General features: G+C 72.0%; 13 protein-coding genes. 6 read left to right on the top strand and 7 right to left on the bottom strand.

What is annotated here, in order from left to right; genetic code table 11:
• Positions 1-17 precede the first annotated feature (17 nt).
• Both ESG85_RS08020 and ESG85_RS08015 read left to right on the top strand, forming a co-directional pair.
• Positions 18-659 (top strand): P-loop NTPase family protein, encoded by a 642-nt coding sequence (locus tag ESG85_RS08020; protein WP_128977351.1) that lies wholly within the window; start codon positions 18-20, stop codon positions 657-659.
• 85 nt (positions 660-744) lie between these two features.
• The gene (locus tag ESG85_RS08015; RefSeq protein ID WP_128977350.1) at positions 745-1653 is read left to right on the top strand and encodes a hypothetical protein; all 909 of its coding nucleotides are present in this window, start codon (positions 745-747) and stop codon (positions 1651-1653) included.
• Between the two features lie 70 nt (positions 1654-1723).
• On the opposite strand, the gene ESG85_RS08010 is transcribed toward ESG85_RS08015, so the two are convergent.
• The 3 genes from ESG85_RS08010 to ESG85_RS08000 form a co-directional block, all read right to left on the bottom strand.
• Positions 1724-2464 (bottom strand): hypothetical protein, encoded by a 741-nt coding sequence (locus ESG85_RS08010; RefSeq protein WP_128977349.1) that lies wholly within the window; start codon positions 2462-2464, stop codon positions 1724-1726.
• Between the two features lie 80 nt (positions 2465-2544).
• Positions 2545-2850 (bottom strand): hypothetical protein, encoded by a 306-nt coding sequence (locus ESG85_RS08005; protein WP_128977348.1) that lies wholly within the window; start codon positions 2848-2850, stop codon positions 2545-2547.
• Between the two features lie 147 nt (positions 2851-2997).
• Positions 2998-3198, bottom strand: coding sequence for a hypothetical protein (locus ESG85_RS08000; protein ID WP_128977347.1), 201 nt, complete (start codon positions 3196-3198; stop codon positions 2998-3000).
• Positions 3199-3357: 159 nt separating this feature from the next.
• Between ESG85_RS08000 and mobF the strand changes: the two genes are divergently transcribed.
• Entirely contained in the window at positions 3358-5181 is a 1824-nt protein-coding gene (mobF, locus tag ESG85_RS07995) for a MobF family relaxase (protein WP_246094876.1), read from the top strand.
• A complete protein-coding gene (locus ESG85_RS07990; protein WP_128977346.1) occupies positions 5178-5531 on the top strand; it encodes a hypothetical protein in 354 nt (117 codons plus the stop codon). Before mobF ends, ESG85_RS07990 begins: the two co-directional genes overlap by 4 nt.
• 567 nt (positions 5532-6098) lie before the next feature.
• Here ESG85_RS07990 and ESG85_RS07985 read toward each other — a convergent pair.
• Positions 6099-6545 (bottom strand): hypothetical protein, encoded by a 447-nt coding sequence (locus tag ESG85_RS07985; protein ID WP_128977345.1) that lies wholly within the window; start codon positions 6543-6545, stop codon positions 6099-6101.
• Positions 6546-7254: 709 nt separating this feature from the next.
• On the opposite strand from ESG85_RS07985, the gene ESG85_RS07980 reads away from it, so the two are divergent.
• A complete protein-coding gene (locus tag ESG85_RS07980) occupies positions 7255-8898 on the top strand; it encodes a replication-relaxation family protein (RefSeq protein WP_246094875.1) in 1644 nt (547 codons plus the stop codon).
• 447 nt (positions 8899-9345) lie between these two features.
• The gene (locus tag ESG85_RS07975) at positions 9346-9810 is read left to right on the top strand and encodes a hypothetical protein (protein ID WP_128977344.1); all 465 of its coding nucleotides are present in this window, start codon (positions 9346-9348) and stop codon (positions 9808-9810) included.
• Positions 9811-9883: 73 nt separating this feature from the next.
• Here the strand turns inward: ESG85_RS07975 and ESG85_RS07970 are convergent, their stop codons facing one another.
• From ESG85_RS07970 to ESG85_RS35455, 3 genes are all read right to left on the bottom strand, one after another.
• On the bottom strand, positions 9884-10579 hold the full coding sequence (locus ESG85_RS07970; RefSeq protein ID WP_181018988.1) for a hypothetical protein: 696 nt from the start codon (positions 10577-10579) through the stop codon (positions 9884-9886).
• 296 nt (positions 10580-10875) lie between these two features.
• Positions 10876-13770 (bottom strand): DEAD/DEAH box helicase, encoded by a 2895-nt coding sequence (locus tag ESG85_RS07965; protein WP_128977343.1) that lies wholly within the window; start codon positions 13768-13770, stop codon positions 10876-10878.
• Positions 13771-13807: 37 nt separating this feature from the next.
• Positions 13808-14497, bottom strand: a complete 690-nt coding sequence (locus tag ESG85_RS35455) for a hypothetical protein (RefSeq protein ID WP_128977342.1) — start codon at positions 14495-14497, stop codon at positions 13808-13810.
• Positions 14498-14914 lie beyond the last annotated feature (417 nt).

Raw genomic sequence — 14914 nt, 5'->3', positions numbered from 1 at the left:
GAGGAGAGAGCCGCGCCGTGCTCATCGCCAACATCAGCCCACGAAGCATGGGCAAGACGACCGACACCGGCATGATGGGACACGCATTCCACGAGGCCGGATACCGCGTGCAGCTCTGGGACGCCGACGAGTCTGAACACCTCACGCAGTGGTCCGAGCTCGCCGGCTTCCCCTTCCCGGTGAAGCACAACGCCTCCGCGAAGTTCGCCGAGGAGTACACGCCGCTCGGGGAAGCCGGGATCGACATCGTCGACGTCGGTCACACCGAGAACCACCCGCACATCGCGGACAGCGTGCTCAAGGTGGCTGACCTGGTCCTCATCCACATGGAACCGTCGATGGCCGACTACCAGCGCGTCCATCAGCCGCGCACTTCCACCCCGGTCAAGACGATGGTCGGCCGCTCCGCGTTCGACAGGCCCTCACGCACGGCCCCGCCGATGTGGGTGCTCCTCAACCGAGTCCGCCCCAACGTCCGGAGCGAGAAGGAGATCCGGGGCCTGCTCGCCGACGACGACTACAACGTGCTCACGGTGAAGATCCCGGTCCTGGACGACATCAAGCAGGCCACCGGCTTCCCGGTGGAGAACGCGGCCCGGGGACCGTTCGGTGAGCTGGTCACCGAGCTGCAGGACCGGGGGCTGATCAAGAGTGTCTAAGCGTCGTGACTTCCGTGCGGCGGCCGGCAAGGGAGCCCAGCAGCCTCCCGCCGACAGCGCGAGTCCCACGCCGGGGAGCCTGGCTGTGCCGGACCAGCCCGCCGAACCTCCGCAGATGCGCGCCCAGCCCTTCACGATGGAGCACTGGGGACTGACCCTCCCCGACGTGGACGCCACGCCGGAGACCGCGAACGGCCCGCTCGACGAGCACGAGCAGCGTCTCCTTGCCGAGGCGCACCGCGCCGTCGACAACGCCCGCACAGCCCGCTGGATGCTCGGCTACTCCCTGGAAGTGGTCCGAAGGCGCCGCCTGTACCGCGGCGACGGCACCCGCACCTGGGAGCAGTACCTTCAGCAGGAGCACGACGGACTCTCGACCAGCGAGGCGGACCGTCTCCAGAAGACCTGGCGCCTGGCGCAGACCGTGCAGAAGGAACTCGGCCGGCCCCTGCCCGACAGCCACCTGCGAAAGCTGCAGCCGTACGCGGAGCGCACCAGCGACGAAGAGGCCGCGCGTGCCTACGCCGAGCTGTACTGGGCCCACCAGGCAGGCGGGGTCCGGCTTGTCGCCAACCAGGTCCAGCAGCGAGTGAAGAAGGCGGTGGCGGCCGCCAAGGGAGTCTCCGACCCGGCGGAGCGCAGCCAGGTCATCAGCGCCGCCTGGACGACCGCACCCGACCCGGTGATGCCCACGCAGCGGACCGAGACGACACCCGAGCAGGGCGGCATGCCCAGACGGAGCCCAGATCCCGTAGACGGCGCACTCGAGCTGCTGAACGTGGCGCGGCAGGCAATCGAGAACGCCACGGAGGACAAGGCCGCACGTAAGGCCCGTAGCAGCGAAGAAGCCCAGCGGCAGCAGGACGCCATCCGCCGCATCGGCCGGATCCTCAGCAAGGTGAAGGTGGACGCCGACGCCGCCCCCGATGGCAACGTCGACGCTGACGCCGTCGATGAGGACGGCATCGTCGACGCAGAGCTGGTTGAGGACTGACCCTTGCGGTTGAGCGGGACTTCCCCAATTGGGGAAGTCCCGCGATTTTTGGCGGCAGCAGCTCGGACAGTCAGCGTGAGGCGACACCCTTGAACCCCGGACCGAGCCCCCGCCGCTTGCCGCGCGCTGCGACAACGGGCTGGGCGGTGAGGGCCGTGACCACCGCCTGGGCCGCCTGCAGGGTGAGGCCGGCGCTCACCTGCCCCGAGGCAAGGACCCGCGCGTACGCGCCAGTGCCGTGCGCGCGGACAGCGTCGGCGAGCGCGGCGGCCGCGGTCTCCGTCGGCCCGGACCCCCAGCCGTCCTCGCCCTCCGGCTGCACCTGCCGGGGGAGGATGTCGTGTCGGCTGAGGAGCACGGCCAGGGCCTGCGCCTCGGGTGCGTCCAGCGTCACGGTGACCAGCGCGGCACCGAGCTGGTGCACACGGTGCCGGGTCAGACCATGAGCGGCGAGCGCCTGGCGCAGCGCCGCGCTCGTCCCGGCTGTCGCCCTGCCGTCGGCGGATTCGCTCGTCCCGGCTGCGGCCTGTTCGGCGCGCTCGACGACGGCGGCCGCGGCGATCGGCACGACGGAGAGGATTTCCGCACACTCGGGATCGAGCTGGGCGAGCGCACCGGCCAGGACCTCCAGGGCAGCTGCCGCATCCTCCACCGCGCCCGCGCTCCACCGCGCCGGGTCGGCGGCGTCGGCCAGCGTGCACGCCGCGACGACGGCCTCCTCCGCCAGCGCCTCGACCCCGCCGGGCTCACCAGTCAGCTTCATGTCCCACCCAACGAGATGCAGCCGCGCAAGGTCGTGCGCGCTGATCACATGATGACGTCCTCGATCCGCCCCCTCGGTACAAGGCCGCGGGCGCCCGGCCTCCCGCGCGGACGCGAGACGGTGAGGCGCTACGGGCCGGTGAGGATGTCGTGGGTGCCGATGCGACGCCAGATCACGTGCGGGGTGTCAGGGCGACGTGCTGGTCCGTATTGCCACGTGGCGCGTCCTGCGGGGCCGGTGCCCATGGACCAGGTGAGTTCGTAGATCCCGGTCGCCCGTTGAACACGCTTGATGCGGAGACCAGCGCGGAAGCGTCCTCCGGCGCGCAGGTCCTCGACGAAGGCCGCCACGGTCTGACGGAACTTGCGGCGTTGTTCCGGGGTGAGACGGTCCAGGTCGGCGGTGAAGCGCGGCAGGGTCTCGTACGTGGGCACGGCGAACTCCTCCAGGACGCACGAAGCCCCCGGCCGGTCGGCCGGGGGCGGTGGTGGCTGTTCGTGTTGAAGGGCGTCGGTTACGTGGTGCTCAGTCGTGCTGGGTGGTGTTGATGAGGTCGTGGCGCAGCATTCGCACGGTCCGGGTCAGCTCTCGTCGCGGGCGTTCATCGCGTCGTTCCACTTCTGTGAGTTGAGCGGGTCGCTGGTGCAGCTGTCGCAGTGGGGCAGGTAGTCGGTCCGGGTGGGGTACGGCACGCCGGCCGAGCGGACGATGACGTCCGGGACCAGCCTGAGAGGGCGGCGGCACAGCGGGCAGAGGTCTCCGTGGAGCAGTTCGGTGGTCATGCGGCGGACTGTGCACACAGCGGCGGCTTACCGTCTCGGGCTGGCCCGGCGGCCCGCCTGGCGGGCGCTCCGGTAAAGATCTGGTGATGCCCTCCCGCCCGGCGGGACCGACCCCGGATCACACTTCTACGCAGCTCAGCGCCGGGGTTCCATGGGCCGATGATCAGCATGTCACCAGTTCGCCCGGGGGCCGGGGTGCGCTACCTGTTCCGTGGCGTGATGGTCGGCGACGGCCACCGCGCCGTGGGCACATCGCTGCGCGACGCCCAGGACGAGGCCGGTGTCCCGCCCGGCGTGTGGAAGGGCCGGGGCCTGGCCGCGCTCGGCCTCAAGGCCGGGGACGTGGTGACCGAGCGGCAGGCCGAGCTGCTCCTGGGGGAGGGCCGGCACCCGGACGCCGACCGGATCGAGCGTGAGCTCCTGGCGCAGGGCGAGAGCCCGGCCCGCGCCCGGCGGGCGACCGTGCTGGGCAGGCCCATCGAGCACAACCAGTCGGCCGAGACCGACAAGGCCAAGGAGCGCACGCCCTGGCTGGCCTTCGACCTGGTGTTCCGGCCCCCGCCGACGGCACACGTCGCGTGGGCCCTGATGGACGAGACGCACCGCCGGGTCCTGGAGCTGTGCGACGGCATCGCCCGCGACAAGACCCTGGCGTGGATCGAGGAGTCGGTCGCCGAGATCCGTTGGAAGGCCGGCGGCAAGGAACGCGGCCGGGTTAAGGACGGGCTTGTGGTCGCGGTGTTCCGGCACTACGAGTCCAGGGCCACGGAATCGAGGCCGCTGCTGCACTCGCACGCGGTCGTGTCGGTCCGTGCCCGGCGGCCGCACGACGGGAAGTGGGGCAACCTGTCGGCGGACTCGCTGATGACCCACATCGTCGCCGCCGACAGCCTCTACACCCTCCTGTTCATGGAGGAGGTGACGGCGCGGCTCGGGTGGGCGTGGGAGCCGCGCGAGGTGACGCCCGGCCGCCGGCCGGTGATGGACATCGCCGGGATCGACCGGCGGCTGATCGGCTGGCAGTCGACCCGCCGCCAGCAGATCGAGGACGCGCTGTCCGTCATCACCGCCCAGTACGAGGAGCGGCAGGGGCACGAGCCGGGGGAGAAGGCCGGCTACGCGCTGGCCTGCCAGGCCGCCGACCAGACCCGCTCACCGAAGCGCACCGAGCTGCTGTCGCTGACCGAGCTGCGCACGCGATGGCGGGAATCGGCGATCCGGGCGTTCGGCGCCTGCACCGTCTACCGGCTCGCCGAGCGGGCGCGGGCGGCGGCCGCGGCGGTGTGGGCGCGGGTGCGGCCGGTGGTCGACGTCGCCTTGGCGGCTGTCGACGTCGTCGCTGTGGTGTATGTGATGCGCGGCGCTTTCGCAGACCACCACCTCCTCGCCGAGGCCCGCCGCCACCTCTCCTACGTCCTGCGCGGCCGCCGCCACGAGCCGGGCCTGGACGAACGGATCGTGCAGACGGTCCTCGACGACTACACCCGGCCCGTTGGGGGCGGCCGGAGGATGACCGCCGACCTGCGCGCCCTGTACCCGAGCGACACCGAGGACCAGGCCGTGCTGCGCCCGCTGACCCGCCGCCGCACGGCGACTCAGTACGAGCGGGCCCGTCTCGCCGCCGACGCCCTGGCCGCCCGGGTTCACGCGGTGCGCCGTGCGGAGCGCCTGGGCTCCCGCCCCCGCCCGTACGCCGTCGCTGTGCCCGCCGCCTCGAGGTCGCGCCCGCGGCCGTTCCGCGACGGCCGGAAGGACGGCCGCGTCCTGGAGCCGGAGACCGGCGTCGACACGGTGGATCGGACCCGCCAGACCTTGGAAGCCGCCGCCGCGCAGGTGGCCGCCACGCTCCAGGACAGCCGGCGGGCGCGTGAAGCCGCCCACGGCCTGCGCCCGCAGCCCACCCCGGCGACGGCCCCGCAGCCGCACACCCAGCAACCCGGCACCCAACCGGCGCCGGGCCGAACCACAGGAGGAGTCACGTGAGCACCCCGGAAGAACGCCCCAACCCCAACCCCGACGACGCGCTCGCCCGAGCCCGAGCCGCCCGTGAGCAGATGGCCGCCGCGCTCGACGAGGACCAGGAGCTCGAAGCCGACGAGCCCGTGGGGTGGCAGCCGATCTGGAAGCGCCCGCGGAAGCCGAAGTCGAAGGCGGCGAAGAAGGCGGAGCTGCGCAAGCAGCGCAAGCGCCTCCAGGAAGCCGCCAAGCGCCGCCTCACCGCGAGGAACTTGCGCCGGCCCCGCTCCCGGCAGAACCGGATCGGCAACGCGGCCGCGCGCCGCGACGCTCGCGCCCTGTCCCGGGTGCGGCACTCCAACGCCTGGCTGTGGTGATGGGGCCGGGCACCCGTTCATTGAGTGGAGTCCACCCGATGGGCTCCACTCAGTGGGTTCCACCCGATGGGTTCCACCCGATGGGCTCCACCGAGTGGGCTCCACTTCGGTGCGCCGGACGACGATGGACTCCACCGTGGTGCGCTCCGCGGTGGTGCGCCGCACCCGAAGCTCCGCACCGCACCGCGCCGGTGCGCCCGCCGACCACCCCTTGTCCGGGTGCGGCCAGACGCGCGCGCCCCCCTTGTCCGGCTCCGCTACACCCCCTTGTCCAGCTCTGCTACCGCGACATTTCTCCTTGCCACGGCCGGTTTCGGCTCGCGATCAGGTCGCGGTCAAGGGGGTGTGTGATAGAGGAGCCCGCCCGGTCGTGGCGCGCCCGTCGCGGTGCAGTGCGATGCCGGAAGACCGCACCGCCGGCGTTCGGCGGTGCGGTCTCGATGGTGCGGTGGAGCGCACCACGGCGGAGCGGTGCGGTGCGGTGGTGCGGGTGGAGCGCACCCCGGTGGTGCGGTGGTGCGCCGGGGACGCGCGCCGCACCGCACCACCACCGTCCCGGAGGTGCGGCTACGCGGTGGTGCGGTGCGCCGGGTGCGCTTCCATCGCCTGCTTCATCCCCGCGGCCTCCAGCTGGCGCAGGACGTCGGCGACGTCGCCGTGGTCCTCGGTGAGGATGTTCTCGGTGAACAGGATGATGGTCCGGGCGACGTTCCGCGCGTTGGCCAGGCACACGCCGTGGCACAGGAGCTCCAGCAGCAGCCGTCCGAGCGCGGCGGCCAGGAAGGAGTGCGCGCACGGCTCCCCGTCGTGGTCGTCTTCGGCGGTGATGGGGATGAAGACGCGCGCGGCGACGTCCACGAGCATCCGGCACAACTGCTCCGGGCCGATGTCGTCGGCGACCGCGCCGGCGGTGTCGATGTCGTCGGCATGGATCGCCTGGATGTAGGCGAAGGCGTCGAAGACGTCCTCCGGCTCCATCGGGGCGAGCGGAGTGGTGACGGTGTTCTCGGGCATGGGTGGCTCCTCATCGTCGGGCCGCCCCGCTGATCGCGGCGGCCTCGAAGACAGGCTCGATCTGCGGCCCTGTGGACAGAGTCCGGCCGCCGACGGGGGAGAACTCTCCCCCTCCGATCGAACCGGACGAATCGGCACTGCAAGGGGCAAACGTGGCCCCCTTGTCCGGCAGGGTCGGCCCGACCACGAACCCGACCGCACCCCCTTGCCCACCTCTGCTACCGCCCCGACCACAGCCACGTTTCCCCTGGACAGCGTCCGCTACCGGCACCGGTCAGGCCGCGGACAAGGGGGTCGGCTGCACGCTGCTTCTTCGCCCCGACCACCCCGGTCGGGGCAGCGAAGGAGACCAGACGATGACGACCACATATCCGGAGGCCGGGCAGCACCGCCGGTCGGGCCGATCCTCCCGGAAGGCCGGCCCGCGTGGTGCAGGCCCAAGGGGGATCCCCGGGTGCCCCCTTGGGAGGGCCCTTGGGAACCCCCTTTGGTGCCCGGCACCCCAGGCCGGAGGAAAACCCCTTGTCAGCGCCGCAATCGGCGCGAAAACTGCGCCGTCACAACCCTCTTCTCTCCTCCTGATGTCCGCATTGGAGGAGAGCATCGGGTTCCGGGGGGCCCGGACGCCCTCCCGGGCCGGGCGCGGCCAGCGGCAGCGGCGGCGGCGGTTGGCCGGCGGCCGGTCGCGAGCGACGAGGGAGCAGAGCTGATGGCGGGGAAGAGGAAGACCAACCCGGCGGGGTCGACGAACAGCTACCGCGGCGACGTGCTGCGCGTGCTCGGAGCGCTGAAGGTCGCCACGACGGATCAGATCCAGCGGATCGGCGCTCCGCACCTGACCTTCCGGCATGCCGACAAGCCGACCCCGTCGAAGCGGAAGCAGGCCCGGACCGCCTCGCACACGGCCGCGCTCTCCGACATGCGGGCGCACGGCCTGTCGGAGAACGGCGGCTCCACCGAGACGGGCGACGCCCTGCGGAACCTGACCCCCAAGGGCCTGCAGGCCGCCTCCTACGAGCTGAACCGGCCGTTGACGGAGATGGGCTCCACCGCGCGCGGCGCGGGCTCCTCCGGCGCCTCCCACCCGATGGCCGTCAACGAGACCGTGATCGCGATGCTGCGCCCGAAGCCGAACATGGCCAGGCTCGCCAAGGACCCGGCCGAAGTCCGGGCCGCCGCTCAGGCCGCCGTCGACTCCCCGGACGGCATCGGCACGCTCGCCTCGTTCTGGACCGAGGTCCCGCTCCCGGCGACCGGCACGTGGAACGCGCCGGGCAAGGGCGGCGCCCAGGCCGACATCGTGCTGACCGCTCCGCAGGACGGGGTGCCGCTGCTGTTCATCGAGGTCGACAACTGCCACGAGACCGCCGAGGAGCTCGCCGCCAAGCTGGAGAAGTACGCCCGCTTCTTCAAGCGGCAGGTGAAGGACACCGACGGCCGTGAGCGCCCGATGTGGCGTACGCGCTGGACGGCCCCCGAGGGCCGGTACGAAACGCCGCATCCGCCCGTGCTGCTGGTGTTCAACCGCATCGGCGAACGCAATCCCAACCTCACCGTCCCGCGCCTGCAAGAGCTGACCCGCCACCTGTGGCAGGGGGAGCGGCAGCGCGGCGGCCACTACCTCTACGACCGGAAGATCCCGATTATCGCGGTCGGGCTGAACCAGCTGCGCCAGCACGGCCCGGCCGGCCCGGTGTTCGCCCGCTTCGGACGCAGCGGCCCGCAGACCCTCCTGGAGGCGATCGGGAACGCGCGCCTTGAGGCTGCCGAAGCCCGCGAGGCAGAGGAGGCAAAGGCCCGTGCGGCGGCGTACCAGGCGGAGCTGCGGAGGGCAGCCCAGGAGCAGGCCGCGAAGCAGGCAGCCGAGCGCGAGGCCCGCCGTCCCGTCTGCACCGGCTGCGGGATGAAGTTCACCGACGCCCGCTGGGAGGCGATACAGCCGAAGGACTGGGGAGCCACGAAGGACTCCCACCCGCACCTGTGCGACACCTGCAAGCACGCGGCCGTCGCCGCCACTCAGGAGGCCGACCGTCCGGAGTCGCTTCCCGGCTGGGCGAAGCAGACGGAGTTCCTGCGCTTTCCCCGTCGTCCGCGCTGCACCGAGTGCAAGGCGGCGTTCACCGACGAGCGGTGGAAGGCGGTGAACCGCCCCGGCTGGGGCCCCGTCCCCATGGAGGCCCGTCCGAAGCTGTGCGGGGACTGCGACCGGAAGGAGGAGGAAGGGATCGAGCGGTCCTTCGACGAGTACGGCGGGACGGCCGGGCCCCGGCACCAGGAGCAGGAGCAGCACCAGGAGCAGGATCTGCCCGAGCAGAAGGCCGGCGGAACCTGGCTCTCTCGCTTCCGCAGGTGACTCCTGGGCGAGCCTCCCGTCGGCGAAGTGCTGAACGGGAGGCTCGCCCTGAGCGGTGGCAAACAGAAGCGGCAACGGAGGTTGCCCTACAACTTGCCTTTCAACTTGCCCTACAAGTTGCCTTACAACCTGCCCTACAACTTGCCTTACAAGTTGCCCCCAGAATTTCCGGGCACGCGGAAATCCGCACGTCAGAGCGCTAGTCAAGGGGCGGCAATCGCGCTGACTACTTCTCCTAGAGACCCTGAAACGGGATATCTGCAGAAGCACGATCTGACAGGGGCCCATCGACCCGAGCGAGAGCGGGTAGTTCCATGACGGGACGGTCCGCAGAGCACCAGCATCCGGTCCGGTGGGCGGAATGGGCACCGAAGACCGCATGCCAACGCGTGGGACGGACGGGTCCATCCGACGCCACCAGCTCACCGCAGGCCCTACACAAGTCGCATGAGACGCAACCGAGAAGAGACCGCACCCCAGGATCTGCCGGGCGGCCTGTGGCAGGCCCTGGCCCAGCTCCAGCACACCCATCCCGATCCCGTGGGCCGCGTCGGACTACTCGCCCGCCCGGCCGGGCTGCTGTCCTTCACCGCGGCCACCGACACCATCCTCACGGCCCGGGTGCAGCTGACCGGCGCGGAGACGATGCGTGAGGTGAACGAGACGCTCCGCGCGATGACCGGCGACCTGCCCCATGCTCACTTCACCGGGCCCGGCGTCGCCCTGGAGCTCACGCTCAGCAGACGCCAGGACCTCCCGGTTCACGAGGCGCACGTCGCCGGACTCACCCGGCTCTTCCGGCACGCCGCCGGCACCATCGGCGCCCGGAGCACCCCGGGAGGCGGCCGGTGCTTCCACTGCGACGGGACGGGACGTGCCCGCCCGCTGTGGGAGCCGGCCGGGCTCGCGTGAACGGCACGACGCCCGCGCCCCGGGTCGCCCTCCTGGACGGCGCGGGACGCGGGCGGGCGGAAGGAACTGAGGCTCACGCCGGTACGGGCGCCGACTCCGGGCGCAGCGCCGCGAGCGGAGAGCGCCGGCCCTTCTCCACCGTGCGCAGCTGCTCCCAGTCGACCTCGGGGTGGGCGGGGACGACCGCGTCGACGGACGCCGTGGTGTAGAGCGCGACGTCGACGGCCCCGGCCCGGCTGGTACCGAAGCGGACCTCGATCGACTGCGGGGAGCGGACCCATCCGAGCCGGACCATGTGGTCGAAGTCGGCACGGCGGACCCGAAGGCGGGCGGCGGCCTGCTCAGGTCCGAGCGGGGTGTCGGCGGCGACCAGGTCCGCCAGGTCCTCGCGGCGGCAGACCTCCTCGACCTGGCCGGGGTGGTGCAGCGTCCCGTCCGGGTTCGCGCTCAGGTCGACCAGGAGGCCGCGGTCGACGAACCGGCGCACCACGAACGCCGTCACGTTCGCCGGCTCGCCGTGAATGGTCCGGTTCGGTGTGCCGAGCGCCTCGGCGATCCGGTCGGCCGCCGCGCCGCCGGAGATCGGCGGGCAAGGCATCGCGGCCCGGATGGCGTCGGCGTCCAGCGCCTCCACGGCGGCCCGGGACCACTGGAAGGACGACGCGTCCGGGGCCGGGACCAGGCCGGTGTGCCGGGCCCACCGGAAGGCGGCTACGGGCGCCTTCAGGCGCTTGGCGGCCTGGCCCTCGTCGTACTCGGTTCGTCGCATGAGATCACCTCTCGCTCATTCGCCGGAAGCGGCGGACAGAACATGACAGAACACATGAAAACCTGTCAAGAGCCTTTGAAAACAGGCAAGTTGGACGTGCTCCGCTAGGACTGCGCCCGCGTACGCGAAGGGAAATCACCCATCCGGACGGCACGGCGGCGGTCCGCGGGACCGACCCGGGCTCCAGGCCGGGCCCGGCCGCTCACGCCGCCCGTAGCAGCCCGCCGCACGCGGCTGACGCACGAGACCCCGGGCCCTGTCGGCGGGCCCGGGGTCTCACAGCGGCGGGGGAGCGGTCAGAGGTTGTCCAAGTAGCTCTCCCGCTCGGAGGGCGGCCCGAACCGCTCGATGGACCAGCAGGTGCAGTTCCCGCCCTCGTACAGCTCCTCGTCACACTCCTCGTGGTGCTCCCGCACCCGCCGCTTCGCCAGGGCCGCCAGCGTCTGTGCGGGCTGCGGGGCGGGCGGCTCCGGGGCGGTCTCGACGGCCGGGACCACGCCCGCCCACTCCATCCCCAGCGCGGCGAGGGCGGCGCGCTGCTCCTGGTCGAGCCTGTCCCGCCTCGACTTGGTGTTCGAAATCCACACCCCCAGCTTCACCGGCACCGCCTCACCGTCGACCTCGACCTCAACGACCGCGCCGCGCGGGACCGGCCGCTGCCCTTCCTTCTCCACCCACTGCGCCAGGGCCGCCAGGCCCCGCTGGAACGCCGCCTCGGCCTTGCTCCTGGCCTTCCCCGCCCCCTTGAGGGCCGCAGCCAGCGCCGGACGGAGCTCCGCCGGGGCGACAGCCGTCACGGGGATGGCGGCACCCTGTACGCCCAGCGCGGACAGCCGCTCCCGCTGCTCGGGCATCAGCTGCGCCCAGGTGCCCGGCTCCTGCTGACGCCACCTCCAGGTACCGATGTCATCACCGTCGAAGATGACGCCGGGCGCGATGTAGGGCAGGTGGCCGTCGGCGTCGACCAGGTCAGCAAGCACCCGGTAGTGGCGCTGCCAGTTCAGCGGCCACGGGCAGTTCCAGTCCGGGTCGATCTCCGCCAGCTGCTCCGCGCGTTCCGCCGCGCGCTTGGGGTCCTTGCCCAGACCGCCCTTCCGCCGGAGGTTGGCCATGTGCTGCCCGATGGGCACCATCGCCTCGCCCTCGCCCCACACCGCGTCCTGACGCGGCGCGAGGTGCCCGGTGGCCCGCCGGTAGGACCGCAGCGCGGCGAGCTTGTTCTCCCACGCCTCCTCGCCCGGCTCCCACACCATCCCGGCCTCCGGGGCGTCCAGCAGCGTCTTGCGCCGGTCCTCCAGCTCCCCGGCCCGCTGCGCCTTCCGCTGCTGATGCACCCATCGGCCAAGCGGAAACGACTTCGTCGCCCCGACCTCGACCTCGACGTCATACGGAACGGCGTAGACGCCGGTGATCTCGTTCTCCGCCCGCCACCGCAGCAGGGCCTGGTAGCCCTCCAGCCATACCAGGGACTCCGGCCGGTAGACCCGGGTGCGCAGGAACGCCGCGATGGTCGCGGAGTCGCGCGGGCTGGAGAAGTGGAGCAGCGCGGACTCGGCAGCGGCGTCGGTGTTCTCGTCGTGCTCCTGGTCCTCGCCGTCGCTCTCGCCGCCGGCGCCGACGATCCGCCCCTCCTCGTCCCGCTGCACGTGAACCTTGCGCTTCCCGCTCGTGAGCGCCCGGGAAGCGAGCTGCTCGACCAGACGTTCGTCATGCGAACGCAGGCCCTGGAGCACGGCCACGAGCGGCTTGAAGCTGGCGGAGGCGACCATGTCGGTCGGGTCCTCGTTCGGCTCCAGGAACACCGGCACGATGATCCTGGCCACCTTGGTGCTGCCGTCCTTGTTGAGGCGGAGCGCCCGGCCGATGTTCTGCACGATCTCGACCTGGGAGCCGCGGGTGTCCGCGAAGCAGATCGAGTCGACGCCCCGCTCACCGGTGATGTCGACGCCTTCCCCGAGAACGCGAACGCTCGCGAGGAAGGCCCGGTGCACCCGGCGTCCGGCCGCGTCGATGCCGTTGGCGAACTGCCGCAGGACCTCGCGCCGCTCGGCCACGAGGTGGTCGCCGCACAGCCACGCCGACCACACCCGGTCCGGCGGTACGTGGCGACCGGCCTCGAGCTCGTAGAACTCCGCGTCGATCGACGACGCCGGCAGCTTGTCGGCGGCGGCCAGGTCCTCGTCGGAGGCGTCGTTCATGTACAGCGCGGCCGCCGTCTCGGGCAGCTTCTCCGCGAACGCCGCTGCCTCCTCCACCTTCTGGTGGAACGTCATGACCGTACGCAGGTTGTACGCCGCCGCGTGCTCCAGGAGCGCCGTCTGCAAGAGCGCCAGACGCCGGCCACGCCGCGCCTCCTCCGACTCCCCGAGAACCGGCGAAGGATCGCGGATCTCCAGCACGTCGATCTCAAATCCCGCAAGGATTTCGCGCTCGATCGCCTCGCTCAGACCGAGCTCCGCGATCCACCTGCCGTAGGTCCCCTCCGGGTCGTCCGACATGGTCGCCAGCTCCACCTCCTGGCCGTCCGCGCCCTTCTGCGGCCGGGGAGCGGCGAGGATGCGCGGGGTCGCGGTGAGGTAGAGCCGGAAGTCCGCCGGGATACGCTGGTTGTCGTGGATCGCCGCCCACGGCCGACCAAGATCACCAGCGGTTCCGTGGGCCTCATCCACAATCGCGAGGTCGAAGCCGTCCATGCGCTGCCCGTACAGCCGCTCCCCGCCCGCCAGCGCCGCCTCCAGCGGCCCGCGAACCTTCCGCTGACCCTCGGGAGCGTCGACGTCCTCGCGGTCCACGAGAGAGGCGTACGTGGCGAACACGACGACCGGCCCGTGCCCGGCCCACAGGGCGAGCTGAATCGGGTTCGTGGTGGTCCGCACCCCCAGCGCGTTCAGCACGGCGTCGTTCTCCAGCGAGCACACCGCGACCATGGGGGCCCGGTGGCCCACCGCGCGCCACGCCTGGGCGGTCTGCGCGAGCAGGTCCAGGGTCGGGACGGTCACGAGGATCCGGCCGTCCGCGAAGCTCTCCAACGCGCACGCGGCGGCCATGATCGTCTTGCCTGACCCGGTCGCTGACACGATCGTGGCACGGGCACCCTGCGGGGACACGGATGATCTTGCAGGGAATCCCACCCACCTGCGAAACGCGGCGCGCTGGTCTACCTGGTGTTCCTTGAGCGGAATCGCTGACATTTCCTTGCCTCCCCTGAGCCTGAATTCCTGTGGTCTTTCAGATGGCCGCGTGCGGAATGCAGGCCGCGCCCGCGTCGTTCCAGATCGACGCGTCCGCCTTGTGCCAGCCGCCCGGCTTCCCGTCCTTGAAGGGCGGCTTGTCGTCCGGGTCGTAGTGCCCGGCATCGAGCGTGCAGACGATGACGTCCCCGTCCGCGTTCCGCGTCCGCGCGGTGCACAGACCGGCGGCCTCGCCCAGTGCCTCCAGCACCCGGCGCCGCGCCGTGGTGTGCGGGTGGGTACCCGGCAGCACGGCCCCCCGGACGAACCTCTCCAGCCGCACCAAGTCGGCCCGCTCACGCTGCCTCACGTCCGCGATATGTACGGCCAGCTCAGCGGCCCCCGCCGACCGGCCGCCACGCCGGGACCACTCCCGGTCCGCGATGCCCACCAGGGCCTCGCTCACGGTCCGGACGCCCTCGTCCCAGCCGTCCGCGAACACCGCGCCCCGAGAGGCCGGCGCCATCCCGTCCAGCTCCACCACCTGGCACTGCGCCCCGGCGACCGCCCCGGCCTCCAGCGCCGCCACCAGGTCGTCCGCCTCGCTCGCGGGCACGCCCTGCGCCTCCAGGAGCGCGAACAGCCTCAACCGGGCGTTGACGCCCGCCGTCTGGTACTGCGTCACCCGGCGCACAGAATCGCTGCTCAGCGCGGGATCGAGTCCGGTAGATTCCTGGTGACCGGTCATCTGCGGTCGTTCCTCTCGGAATTGAGGGAGGCCCCTGGGCGGTTGGGGGGTGTCCTGTGTTTCCGCCAACAGTACATGCTGCATCTCACGGATGCACGCGGTACACTGGAACCCACACGAACGAGCGACCCCCACCCCTCGTAGCCAGCCCAGCCCGCGCCAGCGGGCCCCAAGGGACTGGAGGCGCAGCCGGAAGGACCGTCAGGCGGGGGAGCGCAGCGGACCCGCCGGGAGCGCCCCGCGCTCCCCCCAACTCCCGTACTGGAGGCCCCACTAGCCGCACCCCACCGACCCGATCGGCCCGGCCGCGCGATGCGCGGCCCGCCGGGCGCGCAGCGGCCGGCCCCCTGCCTCCTGGAGCGAAGCGGAGGGAGGCGGAGGGAGGGAGCGCAGCGACCGCTTCGCTTGCACATCGCG

It is taken from the genome of Streptomyces roseicoloratus (assembly GCF_004117935.1).
Lineage (GTDB): Bacteria > Actinomycetota > Actinomycetes > Streptomycetales > Streptomycetaceae > Streptomyces > Streptomyces roseicoloratus.
Note: the sequence above shows the minus strand (reverse complement) of the source record. Positions and strands in the feature narration are given on the sequence as shown.